Genomic DNA, 16,765 nt, shown 5'->3' with positions numbered 1-16,765 from the left:
GAATTCGGCGATCTCATCATGTCCACGCAATCCGCCATCACCTTTCACAACCTCTCGTTCAGTTGGCCCGACGGCACGCCCGCCTTGCAGGGCCTGAACGGCACCCTCACGACCGGCCGCACGGGCCTCGTCGGCCAGAACGGCGCCGGCAAGTCGACACTGCTGCGTCTGGTCGCGGGCATCCTCACCCCGACGTCCGGGCGTATCGACACCGTCGGCGGCGTCGGCTACCTTCCTCAGACGCTCACGCTCGGTCAGCACGCCACCGTCGCCTCGCTTCTCGGGATCGACGAGGTGTTGTCGTCGCTGAAGGCGATCGAGGGCGGCGACGTCGACGTGCGGCACTTCGACGTGGTGGGCGACGACTGGGACATCGAGTCCCGGGCCGATGAGGCCCTGCACGAGATCGGCTTCTCGGCTGCCGACCTCGGTCGGAGCGTCGGTGAGGTCTCGGGCGGGGAGGCGATGCTGATCGCCATCACCGGTCTGCGCATCCGTCACACACCGATCACCCTCCTCGACGAACCCACGAACAACCTCGACCGCGACACCCGCGCCAAACTCGCCGCCTTCGTCGACACCTGGTCGGGCACCCTCGTCGTCGTGAGTCACGACCTCGAATTGCTCGAACACATGGATGCCACGGCGGAGCTGTACTCCGGCCGGCTCGACGTGTTCGGCGGGCCCTACAGCCAGTTCACCGAGCATCTCGAGCAGGAGCAGGCCGCTGCCGCCCAAGCCGCGAAGAGCGCTCAGCAGACGTTGAAGGTCGAGAAGAAGACGCGTCTGGAGGCCGAGTCGAAGCTGGCCCAACGGGCACGTACCGCGAAGCAGACGCAGGCGAGCGGCGGCATCCCGAAGATCCTCGCCGGCGCCCGGGCCAGCAGAGCGCAGGCCTCGGCCGGGTCGATGCGGTCCACCCTCGACGACAAGGTGCAGTCGGCGCAGGCCGCGGTCGATGCGGCCGCCAGCCGGGTGCGCGACGAGGAGCACATCCACCTCACCCTGCCCGATCCGGACGTGCCACGCGGGCGCCGTGTGGCGGAGTTGACCGACGGCGAGCACACGATCATCATCCAAGGGCCGGAGCGTGTGGCGGTCATCGGGCCGAACGGCGCGGGGAAGACGACGTTGCTCGAGCAGCTGGTCGGCGGCGGTGCATCAGCGCACGCCCGCACCGACGGAGCACTCGAGGCCCTGGCCGCGCATGGCCGGGTCACCGGAACCCTGGCCACCGAGCGGTTCGGCTACTTGCCGCAGCGGCTCGACGGCCTCGACGACGCGCGCTCGGCCCTGGAGAACGTGCGGGAGGCTGCCCCGAAGTCGGCACCCGGCGACATCCGCAACCAGTTGGCGCGCCTGCTGATCCGTGGCGCGGCCGTCGACCGGCCGGTCGGCTCGCTGTCGGGCGGCGAACGATTCCGGGTCAGCCTCGCCAAGCTGTTCCTGGCCGACCCGCCCGCTCAGCTGCTCATCCTCGACGAGCCCACGAACAATCTCGACATCGCGAGCGTCGCGCAGCTCGCCGAGGCGTTGGACGCCTACCGGGGTGCGGTGCTGGTGGTGAGCCACGACCACGCGTTCCTCCGACGCCTGGGCATCGACACGGTGATCGAGCTCGACCAGAACGGCGGTCTGCGCCGGCGCAGCGAGCTGCCCTGAGCATCCAGGTCCCGGCTGTCAGCCCAGCCGGGACCCGCTCGCTCAGGGTGTCGCTTCGAAACCGGTTCGGTCGGTGTTGCTCGCAAAGCCGCGGTTCGTGGCCCGGCGGTTGACGTCGTTCAGCACGATGCCGTTGAAGTTCACCTGCGATCCGCTGAGGTTGTCGGGAACCGTCGTGGGATTGCCGTCGGTGTAGCTCAGCGAGAAGGTGACGACATCCCCTTCGACGAGATCGACCGTGGTCTTGTAGTACTTGTAGATCTGCTGGCCGAACCAGGTGTCGTCGCGATCGAACACGATCGCTCCGCCGGCCGGCTGCCCGTTCAGCTGGATGTCATCGACCGAGATCGCGGTGCTGACCCGCTGGTCGGTGAGGATCTGGATCTCCGCACCGGCGACGGCCGGGTTCGGGCCGGTCGAGGTCATCGTGGCGCTCGTGGCCCGATGGTTGTATCCGGTTCCCCCGGCGAAGTCGACCCGCTCCCAGACGGCATCGACGAGCACGCCCCAGGCTGCGCCCGGCGCGACATCCGTGTATGCGGGGTAGCTCACCGCATCGTTGGTGGTGTCGAGGTCGCCCGCGGGTGACCCGATGACCCAGGTCGTGTTCAGGATCGGCTGCACGGCGTCGTTCGGGTAGACCGCGATCGTGTCGAACTCCATCGCCACCCGGAAACCGGTGAACGAATCGGTGCCGGCGGGGATGGCGTACGGGATCACCCCGGTGATGGTCGAACGATTATCCGACGTGGTGTTCGACAGGATGGTAAGGGGGTCAGAGCCTGAGCCGCCGCCGAAATCTCCGCGCATGCCGGTGAATTGGAAGATGCGCGAGTCGCAACTCACGGTCAGCGTCGCGCCCGGTGGGGAGGCGATCGTGCCGTGGTTACTCACGACGGTTCCGATCGGCACGCCGGCCTCCCATCGGCGACTGAAGTCGGCGCTGTAGACCGTCAGGCTGTCTCCGGCCTGGTAGGAGTCGAAGGTGAGGTCGAACCCCTCGCCGCTCGCGGCGGCTGCCGGCGCGGCGACCGAGATCACCATCACGGGAGTCGTCCACGCCGCGGCTGCCAGGACGGTTCGGCGCGAGAGCCTTCCGGCGGGAAGCACACCGCCCCTCGCGGTCGGCGTGGTCGGTGCGGTCGCCTCGTTGCTCGGTGCTCCGCTGTCGGCTGAATGATGCGTCATCGATCGTCCTCGCTCTCGTGAGAGCCCGTGCCCACCGACGCCCAGATGGGCGCGACAAAGCCAGCGCAGATCCCCCGTTGTGGTTACACCGTATCGGAAGGTGTGATCGCACATCACCCGTGGCCAACGCACGCGGAAGCGTGTATACGCTCCGGCAGCGAGGACGGCGCCGGATGCGCGACTCCACTCGCCCGGTCAGAGCAGCGAGTAGAGCACGACGAAGACGCCGGCTCCTGCGGCCGACACCGCCGCAGCCAGCACGGCGACCAGGGGTCGCGGCCGACGCCTCAGCACGGCGATCACGAGGAACAGCACTCCGAGACCCGCCTGGATGAGCCAATACGTGGCGCCGGTGTGTTCGGCGACGTTGATGAGTGCGTACACCGCTTCGCCCCACAGCACGGCGACCAGGGGCGTCACCCCGAGCGTCGCCCAGCGGGCCGAGCCGTGACGGGCGAGCGAAGCGGCGACCCCGAGTACCGGGCCACAGACCAGGCCGATCAGCGAGAAGATGCCGCTGAACGGAGCCTCGTAGAAGTAGCCTCGCCAGAGCGATACCAGGGCGTAGCCCTCGACCAGTGCCTCGAAGGCGACGATGCCCAGTACTGCTGCCAGCAGCGGCCTCGCCCGGCCCAACCAGACGAGTGCGAAAGCGATCATCGACCAGCCGCCCGCCGAGTTCGCGAACGGGCGGAGCGGATCGGGCAGCACGGTCTGGCCGAAACTCGTGAGGCCGCCCGCCAGGAGGCCGCCCACGGCGGCGATGACGAGACCTGCCGCCACCCACCGCCACGACCGAACCGCCGTCGAGCCCGGGATCGTCTGCGGGTCAGCCGTCGCCGTCATCGCGCGCCCTCCTCTGAAGCCTGTGCGTAGGGCACCCTGGTGGTGCTGCCGTCGGCGAGATGGAGGAGGAACTCCGCGTCGAGCGTGTCCACTCCATCGAAGTCGCGACCCTCCCAGGCGGCGATGTAGTACCCGTCGACGATCGTCGCGGCCACGACGTCACCCGCATGGGTGCGGATGTCGAGACCCGTGACGTCTGCGCCCACCTGACCGGTGACGGTGGCGATTCCTCCCGGGGCGGCATCCGGGAAATTGCCCGGATTGACCAGGGTGAAGTCGTCGGAAGCCACCTCGCGGGGCGCCCCGAAGGTCTCCCAGTTGTCGTCGGGATCACTTCCCCGAAACGACGCTCCGGAACGGATGTCGTCACCCCGGCGACCGAGCAGGAACTGTGCGCTTCCCACGGTGGTGTTCGCGAGGATGCGCACGCCGGCGTCGGTGGTGGTGCCCACCCGGATCGCAGCCGACTGCACCACCCCGATCCCCGGGGCGCCGCCGCCCTCCGGGAACGCGAGGGGAACCACCACCGCAGCCGCGGCCGCGGCCAACCCCACGGGCACGGCGATGCGCAACCAGAAGGCGCCACGGAGCAGCGGGCCGGGCCGACGCGGTGGCCGGGCTCGTGCGTCCTCCACACGACGGAGCACCTCGTTCAGATTGCGGAGGCGATCGCCGTCGGACACGGCACGTGGGGCGGGATCGATCGTGCGGAGCAGCTCCCGCTCCGGGAATTCGTCGTTCATGTCACACCTGCTCAGTCGAAGTCGGAGTCGGAGTCGGAGAAAGGAGCAGCCGGAGCCGCTCGCGTGCCCGGGAGAGCCGCATCGCGGCGCCCGAGCGCCGCAGGCCGAGAACGTGGGCCGCTTCGGCGGCGGTCAGACCCTCCCAGGCGGTGAGCGCGAGGATCTCCTGATCGCTCTCGGCGAGCCGGTTCCAGGCCCGCTGAAGGTCGACGCGCAAGGCGATCGCGCCGGAGTGGGTGGAGACGCGGGGCACGTCGGCGTCGCCGGCATCCGGGTCGATCGGCACATCGAGAGACCGTTTGCGCTCCCGCGTGCGTCGTGCATTGCCGAGCACCTTGCGGGCGACGCCGAACAGCCACGGGCGCGGGTTCTCGATGTCGGCCGGGAGCTTCTGCCAGGCGATCACGAACACCTCGGCGGCGAGTTCGTCGGCGTCGGAGTGCATTCCGCGGCGGAAGAAATACCGCACGAGATCGGCGTAATGGGCACAGTGCAGGCCGGTGAGGCGATCCTCGTTCGTGATCGCCTCACCGGGCTTCTCGTGGTCGGTGTTCAGGGTGCACCTCACCGGGTGGTCGTCATTCCTCGGTCGCGTCGGCGTAGCTCACGGTGGAGGTGGAGCCGTCGACCAGATGCAGCACGAAGGTGGCATCGAGGGTGTCGCGGTCGTCGAAATCACGTCCCTCCCAGGCGGCAACGTAGTAGCCGCTGCTGACGGATGCCTCAACGGTGTCGCCGGCGTGGGTGACGATGTCGAGGGCGGTGACGTCCGATCCGAGTTGCCCCGTCACGGTCGCGAGCCCGCCGGGAGCGGCGTCCGGAAAATTGCCCGGGTTCACCACGGTGAGATCGTCGGCCGCAACAGCGACCGGGTCGCCGAAGGTCTCCCAGTTCTGGTTCGGGTCGGTGCCGTGGAACGAGGCGCCGAAGCGGATGGCCGACCCGTTCTGACCGAGCACGAAGGTGTTGTCGCCCACCGAGGTGGTGGCGAGGATGATCGTGCCGTCGTCGGTCGTGGAGCCGACCGTGATGATCGAGCTCATGGCCGACGGCCGGGGCGGGGCGGAGGTCGGCGTGGGGGCGCAGCCGGTGATGCCGAAGAGGAGTCCACCGGTGAGGGTGAGGGCCGCTGCGGGCAGGAGGGCGTGGCGGAGGGAATGCATGGGGTGCCTTTCGTCGAGCCGGTCACCTGCTACGGTGACCGACACAACAGACATGTCCGCGACGAAGCGGAGTGTCACACCCCGATTCCCCCTGCCGCGATCGGGAGCGCCGCTCTACGCTTCGAGCGCCGAACGTAGCAGGCCCACCAACGCATCCAGCTGCACGCTGTCCGACGAACCGATCTCTTCGTCCGACCCGTCGAGGGCGCGCGCCGCGAGCCCCTGCTTCGAGTCGATCAGCTCGGCGATGCGGGTGTCGATGGTCTGCGCAGCGATGATCCGCCACGCCGTCACCGGCTCCTCCTGACCGATGCGGTGCACCCGGTCGATGGCCTGCGTCTGCTCGGCGGCGGTCCAGGACAGCTCCGCGAGCACCACGTTCGACGCAGCCTGGAGGTTCAGCCCCACGCCGGCGGCCGTGAGCGAGCAGACCGCCACCGAGACCTCGGGGTCGTCGTTGAACGCGTCGATCTGGCGCTGCCGCAGAGTCGCCGACTGGTCGCCGCGGATCGAGACCGTCTTGAGCTCGCGCTTCGCGAACAGCTCCTCCGCGGCATCCATCACGTCGATGTGCTTGGCGAAGAACACCACCTTGCCCACCGACCGCGCCAGTTGCGCGGCGTAGTCGGCCGCGAGTCCGGCCTTGGCCGTTCCGATCTGACGCACCATGGTGAAGACGTTGAGACCCTGTTCGGTGGCCTGCGTGTCTTCCAGCTCCTGACGGGCAACCAGCCGCATCAGGTCGTCGTCGGGGATGTCGTCGACGTCGTCGCCCCGGGCATTGGCGCGCGCGGCGATGAGGCGGCGGTACCGGGTGACCAGGCGGGCGGCGAGCTCACGCTCGGCCTCGCGGATGGTTCGCCCGAGGTCGTCGTCAAGTTCCACCGGCAGGTCGACGATGCGCTTCGAGGGCAGGTCGGCGGCCACGTCGATCTTGCGGCGCCGCACGATGCCCATGTCGATCACGGCTTCGCGGGCTTCGGTGAAGAATCCGGTGTCGGCGGGCGTCAGGCCCACCTCTTCGAGGCGTTCCATGAGCACAGGGGTCGGCTTCGTGCCGTCGATCCAGCCGAGGAACTGCCAGATGGCCCGGAAGTCGTCGACGTCGTTGATCAGCGGCGTTCCGGTGAGCGCCATCATCAACGGGTTGCCGCCGGGAGCGGTGCGGCGGATGCGGTCGGCCAGCGCGAGCACGTTGCGCGAGCGCAACGACGACATGTTCTTGATGAAGTGCGCCTCGTCGACCACCATGCCGCGGAAGCCGAGCGTGCCGAGCCAGGAGAGGTGGCGGTCGAGCACCTCGTAGTTGACGATCACGACGTCGGCGAAGGCGTCGAGGGTGTCGCCGTCACCGTGCACGACGGTGGCGCGGCGGTGCGGGGTCCAGATCTCGACCTCGCGCGCCCAGTTCATCTTCACGACGTTCGGCACCACGGCGAGCAGCGGATAGGCGTCGGCGACGGATGCGGCCAAGAGCGACTGCGCCGTCTTTCCGAGACCGGGCTCGTCGGCCAGCAGGAAGGTGCGGTGCCCGGCCTGCACGCTCTGAAGGAAGCGCGACTGGTGCACCATCAGCTCACGCCCAGGGGGTGAGAGGCGGTCGATCGTGGGGGCCTCGGGCAGTTCCATGCTGGCCGCCTGGCCGCCGGCTCCGTATTCGAACGCGCGGTACAGCGGTCCGAGCAGTTCCCAGTTCGAGAGGCGGCCGACACCGTGCGGCTTCGAGGGAGTGAGGTCGGGTGCCATGAACGGGTTGGCCAGCTGCCGCGACTTCACCGAGACCGGCACCACCTGGCGCTCGGCGAGCTCGGGCGGCACGACGGTGGCCACCGGGCGGGGAGCCTCGGGCTCTTCCTCGGGAACGTCGTAGCCGGCGTCTTCGAGGTATTCGCGGCGGAGCTTCTTCGCCGCGGGAGAGAGGGCAGCATCGTTCTCGAGCAGCGCGATCAGCGAAGTGTCGCGGGCAGCGGTGCGGGCGAGGATCGAGGCGATGCCGTCGAGCCGCTTCAACTGCTCGGCGCGCTCAGAGTCGCTCAACGCGGCATCCGTCTTGATCGTGGCTCGCTCCTCGCGCATCAGCAGCGCCACCACGAGGAACTTCGTGCGGTTCGCCGGAGCGACCTTGCCCCGCTGCGCTGCGGCTTCGACCTCGCGCACCTTGCGGGCGAGGATCGGAATGAGACCAGTGTTGTCTGCACTGCGTGTTCGGCGGGTGCCGGACCTTGACATCGTTCTCCTGTGGAGTAAGGGCGGGGCCTCGTCTTCGCCGGAGACCACGCGGCCAGTCGATCGGCCGGCACCGGAGCGGTGCCGCTTCAGACTTGCGGGCAATACGAAACGGAGGCCTGGGCCGAGCAACGCGACATGAGTCGCGGTCGGCACGAAGAGCGGGATTCCCCGTTGCCCTCTCAGTCTACGCGATGGACCTTGATAAACAGGCCACTCGCCACGAAGAGCGCAGCGCCGAGGATGTGGGCGATCTGCCAGGCCAACACGGGCAGGTCGATCGGCAGCACCGGATTCCACAACACAGCCACCGCGGCGAGCGGCGGAAGCCACCACCATTGTTTCGCCTGCCAGGCGAACACGCACATGATGAGGGCGAGGATGCTCACGACGTAGCGCGCGATGGTGAACCAGCCGGAGTCCCCCACGACGGCGATGAAGGCCAGGAGCGCGATCGCACCGAGGATTCCTGGAGCGAGTGCCGGGCGGGTGAATGCCGGGGTGGCGTATCGATTGCTCATGTCTCGCCAATCCTACGCGGCGGTCGATATGGTGAAGTCATGACACTTCCCTCGGCTGCATCAGGTCCTCAGTTCGCTGGTCCCGAGGGGCTGTGGACGGCGGATCCCGAAGAGCTCGCCGCCCGTCTGTTCCTCGCCGTCTTCGCCGGTCAGGGCGCCGTGCCGCTGCCGCAGAAGGAGGTCTCCGAGGTCTACGCGACGCTCGCTGCCCTGGGCGGCTATTCGCTCCCGGATGTGCGCTCCGGCAACACCCAGCCACTCGGTCTCACCGTGCAGCTGGCCCAGGAGGCCATCCTGATCTGGGAACGCGCAACGGTCGCCACGCGCCTCAGCGCCGGTGCCGGGCCGGTCTCCCACACCATCACGATGCTGCGCTTCGGCCCCGGGGTTCTCACCGCGGCCGACCCGGTCGCCGCGCTGAAGGCCCGGCTCCACTGAGCACGGGCCGGTCGATGAGTCGCACCGTGCATCCCTTCGAGGTCTCCCCCGAGGTGGCCGAGGCGCTCGACGACGGGCGGCCCGTTGTGGCCCTCGAGTCGACGATCATCTCGCACGGACTCCCCCGGCCCCGCAACCTGGAGGCCGCCCAGGAGTTCGAGCAGATCCTGCGCGAGGCCGGGGTCGTTCCCGCCACCGTCGCCGTGCTCGACGGAGTGCCGCGCATCGGGCTCGACGACGAGGGAGTGCGTCGCATCGCGGGCGACGACATGGCGAAGGCCAGCGTGCGCGACCTGCCGATCCTCGCCGCCAAGGGCGCCAGCGGAGCGACCACCGTCGCCGCCACGGCGTACCTCGCGGGGCGAGCCGGAGTGCGAGTGTTCGCCACCGGTGGTCTCGGCGGCGTGCATCGCGGCGCATCCGAGTCGTTCGACGAATCGGCCGATCTCAGCTCGCTGGCACTCGCCGGTGTGACCGTGGTGTCGGCGGGCGTCAAGTCGGTGCTCGACATCCCGGCCACCCTCGAACGGCTCGAGACGCTCAGTGTGCCGGTGGTGGGCTACCGCACCACCGACTTCCCGAGCTTCTGGCTTCGTGCCTCGGGCCACACGCTCGACTGGCAGGTCGACGACGCCGCCGAGATCGCCCGGGTGATGCGCGGCCAAGACGAATTGGGCCACGGGCAGGGCATCGTGGTGGCGAATCCGATCCCCGACGAGTTGCAATGGGACCCGACCGAGCACGACAGCGCGCTGGCGGCCGCCTTCGCCGCCGCCGACGCAGCCGGGATCACGGGCAAGGCGGTCACGCCGTTCCTGCTCGGCTTCATCGTCGACGCGTCCGGCGGCAGGAGTCTCGAAGTGAACCTCGACATCGCCCGCAACAACGTGCGGCTCGCTGCCGAGATCGCGATCGCCTGGAGCGCTCTGAACGCCTCCGTGGATGACTGACCACGACCGCGGAGCCCCGCACGTCGTCGTCTTCGGCGACGTGATCGACGACGTGATCGTGACTCCCTCGGGCGACATCCGGCCCGATACCGACACCTCGGCCCGCATCGAGCGGCACGCCGGCGGATCGGCGGCGAATGCCGCGGCCTGGTTCGGGCACCTCGGCGGTCGGGTCGATTTCACCGGGCACGTGAACGCAACCGACGTCGGCCGCCACGAGCTGCTGCTGCAGCAGCACGGCGTCACCCCGCACCTCACCGGCGTCGAACTGCCCACCGGCGCGATCGTCGTCATCCTGCAATCCGATCGCACCCGCACCATGCTCACCGAGCGCGGTGCGAACGCGCTCACCTCACCGGCCGACGTCGATCGCGCGCTGTTCCGGCCGGGTGGTCACCTCCACTTCACCGGGTACTCCGTCTTCAGCGACGGAACACCGGATGCGGTCACCACCTTCGCCGCACTGGTGCAGGAGGCGCGCGCCGCGGGCCTCTCGGTGTCGGTGAACCCCGGATCGGCGGGCTTCATCGCCGAACACGGCGCCGAAGGCCTCCTCGCCGCCACCGCCGGCGCGACCGTCGTGCTGCCGAACCTCGACGAGGGGCGCGCGCTCACCGGCGCCGACGACCCCGACGAGGTGGTGACCGCTCTGCTCGAGCGGCACGAGATCCTGGCGCTGACCCTCGGCCGTGCCGGCGCCCTCGTCGCGAGCCGCGGCTCTGACAGCTCAGTGCGGGTGCGCGTGGCGGCGGTGCCGGTCACGCCCGTCGACACCACCGGCGCCGGAGACGCATTCGGAGCCGGTTTCGTGCACTCGCTGCTGCGCTCCGGACCGGTCACGGCCGACGCCATGGATGCCGCGCGGCTCGAGGCGGCCGCGCAGGCAGGCGTCGCGTGCGCGGCGGTGGCCGTCACCCAGCTCGGCGCCCGGCCGCCGCTTTCCGAGAGGATCCCGTGACCCGCGACGACTCCCGAAACGAAGCGGCCCTCTCCCGGCTGCGCGAGCTGATCCGCATCCGCACCGTCTCGCCCCTGGATTCAGCCGCCCCGGACTGGTCGCCGTTCGAGGCCTTCGCAGACACTCTCGAGCGCCTCTACCCCGCGATCCATCGCGTGCTCGACCGAGAGGTCGTCGCCGGGCACACCCTGCTCTACCGGTGGGCGGGCCGGGAGCCCGGGCCGGCATCCGTTCTCATGGCGCACTACGACGTGGTGCCCGCGACCGACGAGGGCTGGACGCATCCGCCGTTCGCCGCCGAGGTCACCGGGAGCGGCGCCGATCGCGTGCTCTGGGGGCGAGGCACGCTCGACAACAAGGGGTCGGCCACCACCATCCTCGAGGCCGCGGAGTCCGCCGCCGCTGCCGGCTTCACCCCGCAGTACGACCTCTACCTGCTGTTCGGACACGACGAGGAGACCGCGGGCACCGGCGCCGAGGCGGTGGTCGCGCTGCTGCAGGAGCGCGGGGTGACGGTGGGCTTCGTGCTCGACGAGGGCGGCGCCGTCGTCGACCGTCTCTTCCCCACCGTCGACGTGCCGATCGCGGTCGTGGGCGTGAGCGAGAAAGGCACCACGAGCTTCACCCTCACCGTGGAGCAGCAGGGCGGGCACGCGTCGACGCCGCCGCGACTGACGGCGACCGCGCGGCTCGCTCGCGCGATCGTGCGGCTGACCGACCGGCCGTTCCGGGCGCGGATGAACGACGTGACCGAACGGATGATCGCCTCTGTCGGCGCGCACGGCCGCCATCCGCTCAAATTCGTCTTCACCAACGTGCGCGTGTTCCGGCCGCTCCTGGTCGCCGTCTTCCTGCGGATGAGCGACGAGACCGCCGCCATCGTGCGCACCACCGTTGCGGTCACGCAGCTCTCCGCCGGCCTCGCCGCGAATGCTCTGGCCGAGCGGGCGCAGGCCGTGCTGAATGTGCGGATCGCGATCGGCTCGACGGTCGGCGAGACCCGCCGTCATCTCGAACGCGCCATCGCCGACCCCCTGGTGCGGGTCGAGATCGTGAGCGCCAACGACCCCGCCCCGGTCTCGCTGATGGAGGGTCCGGTCTGGAATCTGCTCGCGGAGTCGATCACCGCGGCCTACCCCACGGCGGTCGTCACGCCGTACGTGCAGACCGGTGCCACCGACTCCCGCCAGTTCTCCCGGGTCAGCCGTACGGTCTACCGGTTCAGCCCCTTCGAGATGTCGGCCGACGAGCGCGGCACGTTGCATGCGAAGAACGAGCGGATGCACGTGCAGACATTCTTCACCGGCATCCGCTTCTACGACGGCCTGATCGCCCGCCTCTGAGCGCACCCGGCGGTGACGTCGGCGTGCCCGCTACTGGTCGACCTTGCCGAGCTCCGGCAGGCGGATCGGACGGCTCGACGGCGGCAGATCGTGCACGCGCTCGAGCGCCGGAATCAGTTCGGAGAGCCAGGCCTCGTAGCCGGCGTCGTTCAAGTGCAGGCGGTCGGTGGTGTACTCGGGGTTCAATTCGCCGTCGTCGAGCGCCATCACCGGCCAGAGGTCGAGATAGTGCGCCTTCACGGTGGCGGCGAACTGCCACACGTGGCGGTTGATCTCCTTCACGAACTCGGCGTACTCCCGGCCGCGCGGCAACACCGACTGCACCAGGATGCGCGCATCCGGCAGGGCCTGGCGCAGGTTCACCAGGATGGTCTCGATGTTGCGCACCACCTGCTCCACCGCACGCCGATTGGCCACGTCGTTGGTGCCGATGAGCAGCACCACGGTGTCGGGGTCGTGCGCGGCCACCTCGTCGAGCCGGTCGATCAGCCCCTCGGTGGTGTCGGCCGCGATGCCGAGATTGACCGCCTCGACCTCGGGGAACCATTCCTGCCAGCGGCCGCCCTCGGTGAGAGAGTCACCGACGAACACCGTCTTCGCTTTTCCGGACGTCATCTGAGCCTCCTGCTGAAGATCATCACAGTTTACCCGCTCACCTTCTCGGCCTCGCCCGTCGCCAGCGCCGTGGCCGTGATGCGGTTCGCCATGCCGTTGAAGATCACACCGTGGAACGGGAGGATGGCGAACCAGTAGAGTCGCCCGCCGAGCCCGCGCGGAAAGAAGACCGCCCGCTGATCGTAGACCGAGCCACCGTCATCCGTCGCGCTCGCACGCATCTCGAGCCAGGCGCGACCGGGCACGCGCATCTCGGCGCGCAGTCGGAGGAACGAGCCGCGATCGATCTGCTCGACGCGCCAGAAATCGAGTGCGTCGCCGGTGTGCAGCTCGGTCGCGCTGCGCCGTCCGCGGCGGAGGCCGACGCCGCCGACGAGCTTGTCCATCCAGCCGCGCACCGCCCAGGCCAGGGGGAAGGAGTACCACCCGTTCTGGCCGCCGATGCCCTCGATCACCTTCCACAGGTCGTCGACGCGCGCGGCGGTCCGGCGCTTCTTCACATCGAGGTAGACGGTGTGGCCGGCCCAGTCGGGGTCGCTCGGCAGCGGATCGCTCACCGAGCCGTCGACGAAAGCGCCCTGCCAGCTGGTCTCCACCGCGCCACCCTTGGTCTTCTCGAGGGCCAGGCGCACCGCACGGCGGTACGGGGTGAGCCCGCCCTCCGGATCGTCGATGTACGAGCGGATGTCGTGCTCGTGCGTGACGCAGTCGAATTGCAGCGACGCGATGATCGGCATCGCGAGTGCCCGAGGGATCGGGGTGACGAGGTTCACCCATTGCGAGGCGAGCCACGGCGTCAGCACGGGCAGGGCGGCGATCGGTCGCTGCTTGAGCCCGGCCTCGAGTGCGTAGCCGTTCATCATCTGTCCGTAGCGCAGCACGTCGGGCCCACCGATGTCGAAGGTGCGGTTCACCTCGGGAGGCAGGTCGGCCGCGTGCACGAGGTAGTGGAGCACGTCGCGCACGGCGATCGGCTGGATGAAGTTGCGCACCCACTTCGGTGCCGGCATGTAGGGCAGAACTTCGGTGAGGTGACGGATCATCTCGAACGAGGTCGACCCCGATCCGATCACCACACCCGCCTGCAGAGCCGCCGTCGGCACGCCGGAGTCGAGCAGGATGCGCCCGACCTGCACCCGCGAACGCAGGTGCGGCGAGAGCTCGCCCTCGTCGGGGTGCAGGCCGCCGAGGTAGACGACCCGTGAGACGCCCGCAGCGGCGACGGCCGTGGCGACGTTCTGCGCCGACTCGCGCTCGGTCTCCTCGAAGTCCTGACGACCGCCCATCGAGTGCACGAGGTAGTAGAACACCTGCACGTCGACGCAGGCGCGTTCGAGCGACGCGGGATCACCGAGGTCGCCCTCGACGATCTCCACCCGGTCGGCCCAGGGAACGTCGCGCAACTTGTCAGGATTGCGCACCAGCACACGCACCGTGAATCCCGCGTCCAGCAGCCGCGGCACGAGTCGTCCGCCGATGTATCCAGTGGCGCCGGTGACGAGTGCTCTACGTGCGGGTTCCATCCCCTGAACGCTATCCCCGCGCACCTCGATCCGCCCGTCACTCCCAGCACCCTGACGGAACCCGAGTCTTCGGGGCGCTCGAACCGGGTACCGCTTCGCCGCTTTTCGCGATGCGCGGCCTGCGGTCGCGCGTCGCTCATTGCTCGCGCCGCCGCCACTGCGGCGCGAGGCGACATGTTCGCGTGCGGTCGCTGACGCGGCCGCGCGCTCACCCTGGGTCGTCGAGAATGGCCCGCGGCTTGCCATCCCGTGCGGGCTCATTGGATGGTGAAACCCGCGCTGTTGTTAGATCAGCGCCTTCGTGTGCCAGACGGTCTTCGTCTCCGTGAAAGCCGTGATGCGCGAGAGAGCGGGTGACGCCGCATCCGGGCCGTTCTCGGGCGGATACACCCGCTTCAAGGTGTCGGCCGCGGCGATCTCGAGGTCGATCCAGTCGAGCGCACCGGCGCCCACGAGATCGAGCGCGTTCACGTCGGCGTGCGTGGCGAGCCAGGGCGCGATCTCGGCCGGCGACCCGGTCAGCACGTTCACCACGCCCTTCGGCAGGTCGCTCGTGGCGAGCACCTCGGCGAGCGTGATGGCCGAGAGCGGGAAGGCCTCGCTCGCCACCACGACCACCGCGTTGCCGGAGACCAGCGCGGGCGCCACGGCGCTCACGAGACCGAGCAACGAGGAATCCTGCGGGGCGATGATCGCCACGACGCCGGTGGGCTCCGGCACGGTCAGGTTGAAATACGGCCCGGCCACCGGGTTCGCGTTGCCGGCGACCTGGGTGTACTTGTCGGTCCACCCGGCGTACCAGACCCAGCGGTCGATCGCCTCGTCGACCTGGGCGCGGGCGACGGATGCGGACACGCCTTCCTGACGCACGATCTCGTCTTCGAACTGGGCGCGACGGCCCTCGAGCACCTCGGCCACCCGGTAGAGCACCTGGCCGCGGTTGTACGCAGTGGCACCGGCCCAACCGGAGACGGCGCCGCGCGCGGCCACGATCGCATCGCGCGCGTCCTTCCGCGACGCCTTCGAGGCGTTGGCCAGGAAGACACCTTTCGGCGTCGCGACCTCGTAGGTGCGACCCGATTCGCTGCGCGGGAACGCGCCGCCGATGAACAGCTTGTAGGTCTTCGGAACAGCGATGTGCGTCATTTCGCGCCCTTCAGGTATGCGGCGAGGCCGTGCCGGCCGCCTTCGCGGCCGTAGCCCGACTCCTTGTAACCGCCGAACGGCGACGCCGGGTCGAAGCGGTTGAAGGTGTTCGCCCAGATCACGCCGGCACGCAGCTTGTCGGCCACAGCCAGGATGCGGCTGCCCTTGTCGCTCCAGATGCCTGCCGACAGGCCGTAGGGCGTGTTGTTGGCCTTAGCGATGGCTTCGGCCGGGGTGCGGAAGGTGAGCACCGAGAGCACCGGTCCGAAGATCTCCTCGCGCGCGATGCGGGAGCTGGTCGAAACGTTGTCGAAGATCGTCGGCGCGAACCAGAACCCGTTCTCCGGAATGGCGCACTCCGCCGTCCAGCGCTCGGCGCCTTCGGCCTCACCGATGTCGGAGAGCTCGCGGATGCGCTGCAACTGCTCGGCGCTGTTGATCGCCCCGATGTCGGTGTTCTTGTCGAGCGGATCACCGAGGCGCAGCGTCGACAGCCGGCTCTTCAACCGCTCGACGACGTCTTCGTGGATGTTCTCCTGCACGAGCAGACGCGATCCGGCGCAGCAGACGTGCCCCTGGTTGAAGAAGATGCCGTTGACGATGCCTTCGACGGCCTGATCGATCGGCGCGTCGTCGAAGACGATGTTCGCCGCCTTGCCGCCGAGCTCGAGCGTCACCTTCTTGCCCGACCCCGCGGTGGAGCGGGCGATCTGACGGCCGACGTCGGTCGATCCTGTGAAGGCGACCTTGTCGACATCCGGGTGGTTGACGAGCGCGCGGCCCGTCTCGCCGGCGCCGGTGATGATGTTCACGACGCCCGGCGGCAGTTCGGCCTGCTGCACGATCTCGGCGAAGATCAGTGCGGTCAGCGGAGTGGTCTCGGCGGGCTTCAGCACCACCGTGTTGCCGGCCGCCAGCGCGGGCGCGATCTTCCAGGCCAGCATCAGCAGCGGGAAGTTCCACGGGATGACCTGCGCGGCCACCCCGAGCGAGCGCGGGTTTCCGCCGAGGCCCGCGTAGTCGAGCTTGTCGGCCCAGCCGGCGTAGTAGAAGAACCACGCGGCCACGAGCGGCACGTCGACGTCGCGGCTCTCCTTGATCGGCTTGCCGTTGTCGAGCGATTCCGCGACCGCCAGTTCACGGGCTCGCTCCTGCACGAGGCGGGCGATCCGGAACAGGTACTTGCCGCGGTCACGACCCGACATCTTCGACCAGGTCTTGTCGTAGGCCCGACGTGCGGCCGCCACAGCGCGGTCGACGTCGGCGGAACTCGCGTTCGCGACGCGGGCGATCTCCTTCTCCGTGGCCGGCGAGATGGTGGCGAACGACTCCCCCTCGGCCGCCACGAACTCGTTGCCGATGAAGAGCCCGTATTCGGGCTTGAGGTTCAGAATGGCCGTCGACTCGGGCGCCGGCGCGTATTCGAGGAATGTCATGTCAGGT

The 16,765-nt window shown here is 69.2% G+C and carries 16 protein-coding genes; 5 read left to right on the top strand and 11 right to left on the bottom strand.

The features are described from left to right. Positions 1-18: 18 nt before the first annotated feature. A complete protein-coding gene (locus N1027_RS14420; protein ID WP_259508829.1) occupies positions 19-1,662 on the top strand; it encodes an ABC-F family ATP-binding cassette domain-containing protein in 1,644 nt (547 codons plus the stop codon). A gap of 42 nt (positions 1,663-1,704) precedes the next feature. On the opposite strand, the gene N1027_RS14415 is transcribed toward N1027_RS14420, so the two are convergent. The 7 genes from N1027_RS14415 to N1027_RS14385 form a co-directional block, all read right to left on the bottom strand. Continuing rightward, positions 1,705-2,850, bottom strand: coding sequence for a hypothetical protein (locus tag N1027_RS14415; RefSeq protein ID WP_259508828.1), 1,146 nt, complete (start codon positions 2,848-2,850; stop codon positions 1,705-1,707). Positions 2,851-3,045: 195 nt separating this feature from the next. Further along, complete coding sequence (locus N1027_RS14410; protein ID WP_259508827.1) at positions 3,046-3,696, bottom strand: DUF6518 family protein; 651 nt, start codon at positions 3,694-3,696, stop codon at positions 3,046-3,048. Beyond that, entirely contained in the window at positions 3,693-4,439 is a 747-nt protein-coding gene (locus N1027_RS14405; RefSeq protein WP_259508826.1) for a hypothetical protein, read from the bottom strand. The genes N1027_RS14410 and N1027_RS14405 overlap by 4 nt, the downstream gene beginning before the upstream one ends. Before the next feature lies 1 nt (position 4,440). After that, the gene (locus N1027_RS14400; RefSeq protein WP_259508825.1) at positions 4,441-5,007 is read right to left on the bottom strand and encodes an RNA polymerase sigma factor; all 567 of its coding nucleotides are present in this window, start codon (positions 5,005-5,007) and stop codon (positions 4,441-4,443) included. Positions 5,008-5,017: 10 nt separating this feature from the next. Then, a complete protein-coding gene (locus tag N1027_RS14395; protein WP_259508824.1) occupies positions 5,018-5,602 on the bottom strand; it encodes a hypothetical protein in 585 nt (194 codons plus the stop codon). Positions 5,603-5,716: 114 nt separating this feature from the next. Further along, complete coding sequence (locus tag N1027_RS14390; protein ID WP_259508823.1) at positions 5,717-7,831, bottom strand: DEAD/DEAH box helicase; 2,115 nt, start codon at positions 7,829-7,831, stop codon at positions 5,717-5,719. Between the two features lie 179 nt (positions 7,832-8,010). Beyond that, entirely contained in the window at positions 8,011-8,349 is a 339-nt protein-coding gene (locus tag N1027_RS14385) for a DUF6804 family protein (RefSeq protein ID WP_259508822.1), read from the bottom strand. 39 nt (positions 8,350-8,388) lie between these two features. On the opposite strand from N1027_RS14385, the gene N1027_RS14380 reads away from it, so the two are divergent. From N1027_RS14380 to N1027_RS14365, 4 genes are read left to right on the top strand one after another with little or no spacing between them, the layout of a single operon-like run. After that, positions 8,389-8,787 carry a hypothetical protein gene (locus N1027_RS14380; protein ID WP_259508821.1) on the top strand — a complete coding sequence of 133 codons (399 nt, stop codon included), beginning with the start codon at positions 8,389-8,391 and terminating at the stop codon, positions 8,785-8,787. A 14-nt stretch (positions 8,788-8,801) separates the two neighbouring features. Continuing rightward, positions 8,802-9,737, top strand: a complete 936-nt coding sequence (locus N1027_RS14375) for a pseudouridine-5'-phosphate glycosidase (RefSeq protein ID WP_259508820.1) — start codon at positions 8,802-8,804, stop codon at positions 9,735-9,737. After that, positions 9,730-10,695, top strand: a complete 966-nt coding sequence (locus N1027_RS14370; protein WP_259508819.1) for a carbohydrate kinase family protein — start codon at positions 9,730-9,732, stop codon at positions 10,693-10,695. Before N1027_RS14375 ends, N1027_RS14370 begins: the two co-directional genes overlap by 8 nt. Next, positions 10,692-12,038 (top strand): M20/M25/M40 family metallo-hydrolase, encoded by a 1,347-nt coding sequence (locus N1027_RS14365; RefSeq protein WP_259508818.1) that lies wholly within the window; start codon positions 10,692-10,694, stop codon positions 12,036-12,038. Before N1027_RS14370 ends, N1027_RS14365 begins: the two co-directional genes overlap by 4 nt. Positions 12,039-12,068: 30 nt before the next feature. Here N1027_RS14365 and N1027_RS14360 read toward each other — a convergent pair whose 3' ends face one another. The 4 genes from N1027_RS14360 to N1027_RS14345 all read right to left on the bottom strand — a co-directional run bounded on the left by N1027_RS14360 (position 12,069) and on the right by N1027_RS14345 (position 16,758). Then, complete coding sequence (locus N1027_RS14360; protein WP_259508817.1) at positions 12,069-12,653, bottom strand: GDSL-type esterase/lipase family protein; 585 nt, start codon at positions 12,651-12,653, stop codon at positions 12,069-12,071. Positions 12,654-12,682: 29 nt separating this feature from the next. After that, positions 12,683-14,176 carry an SDR family oxidoreductase gene (locus tag N1027_RS14355; protein ID WP_259508816.1) on the bottom strand — a complete coding sequence of 498 codons (1,494 nt, stop codon included), beginning with the start codon at positions 14,174-14,176 and terminating at the stop codon, positions 12,683-12,685. Positions 14,177-14,461: 285 nt separating this feature from the next. Beyond that, positions 14,462-15,322, bottom strand: coding sequence for an aldehyde dehydrogenase family protein (locus tag N1027_RS14350; protein ID WP_259508815.1), 861 nt, complete (start codon positions 15,320-15,322; stop codon positions 14,462-14,464). After that, a complete protein-coding gene (locus N1027_RS14345; RefSeq protein ID WP_259508814.1) occupies positions 15,319-16,758 on the bottom strand; it encodes an aldehyde dehydrogenase family protein in 1,440 nt (479 codons plus the stop codon). The genes N1027_RS14350 and N1027_RS14345 overlap by 4 nt, the downstream gene beginning before the upstream one ends. Between the last annotated feature and the right edge of the window lie 7 nt (positions 16,759-16,765).

Source organism: Herbiconiux aconitum, assembly GCF_024979235.1.
In the GTDB taxonomy this organism is placed as follows: domain Bacteria; phylum Actinomycetota; class Actinomycetes; order Actinomycetales; family Microbacteriaceae; genus Herbiconiux; species Herbiconiux aconitum.
Note: the sequence above shows the minus strand (reverse complement) of the source record. Positions and strands in the feature narration are given on the sequence as shown.

Excerpts from the sequence above, each read along its gene's own strand:
- N1027_RS14420 (WP_259508829.1), top strand. The coding sequence starts at position 19 with ATGTCCACGCAATCCGCCATCACCTTTCACAACCTCTCGTTCAGTTGG.
- N1027_RS14415 (WP_259508828.1), bottom strand. The coding sequence starts at position 2,850 with ATGACGCATCATTCAGCCGACAGCGGAGCACCGAGCAACGAGGCGACC.
- N1027_RS14410 (WP_259508827.1), bottom strand. The coding sequence starts at position 3,696 with ATGACGGCGACGGCTGACCCGCAGACGATCCCGGGCTCGACGGCGGTT.
- N1027_RS14405 (WP_259508826.1), bottom strand. The coding sequence starts at position 4,439 with ATGAACGACGAATTCCCGGAGCGGGAGCTGCTCCGCACGATCGATCCC.
- N1027_RS14395 (WP_259508824.1), bottom strand. The coding sequence starts at position 5,602 with ATGCATTCCCTCCGCCACGCCCTCCTGCCCGCAGCGGCCCTCACCCTC.
- N1027_RS14390 (WP_259508823.1), bottom strand. The coding sequence starts at position 7,831 with ATGTCAAGGTCCGGCACCCGCCGAACACGCAGTGCAGACAACACTGGT.
- N1027_RS14385 (WP_259508822.1), bottom strand. The coding sequence starts at position 8,349 with ATGAGCAATCGATACGCCACCCCGGCATTCACCCGCCCGGCACTCGCT.
- N1027_RS14380 (WP_259508821.1), top strand. The coding sequence starts at position 8,389 with ATGACACTTCCCTCGGCTGCATCAGGTCCTCAGTTCGCTGGTCCCGAG.
- N1027_RS14375 (WP_259508820.1), top strand. The coding sequence starts at position 8,802 with ATGAGTCGCACCGTGCATCCCTTCGAGGTCTCCCCCGAGGTGGCCGAG.
- N1027_RS14370 (WP_259508819.1), top strand. The coding sequence starts at position 9,730 with ATGACTGACCACGACCGCGGAGCCCCGCACGTCGTCGTCTTCGGCGAC.
- N1027_RS14360 (WP_259508817.1), bottom strand. The coding sequence starts at position 12,653 with ATGACGTCCGGAAAAGCGAAGACGGTGTTCGTCGGTGACTCTCTCACC.
- N1027_RS14355 (WP_259508816.1), bottom strand. The coding sequence starts at position 14,176 with ATGGAACCCGCACGTAGAGCACTCGTCACCGGCGCCACTGGATACATC.
- N1027_RS14350 (WP_259508815.1), bottom strand. The coding sequence starts at position 15,322 with ATGACGCACATCGCTGTTCCGAAGACCTACAAGCTGTTCATCGGCGGC.
- N1027_RS14345 (WP_259508814.1), bottom strand. The coding sequence starts at position 16,758 with ATGACATTCCTCGAATACGCGCCGGCGCCCGAGTCGACGGCCATTCTG.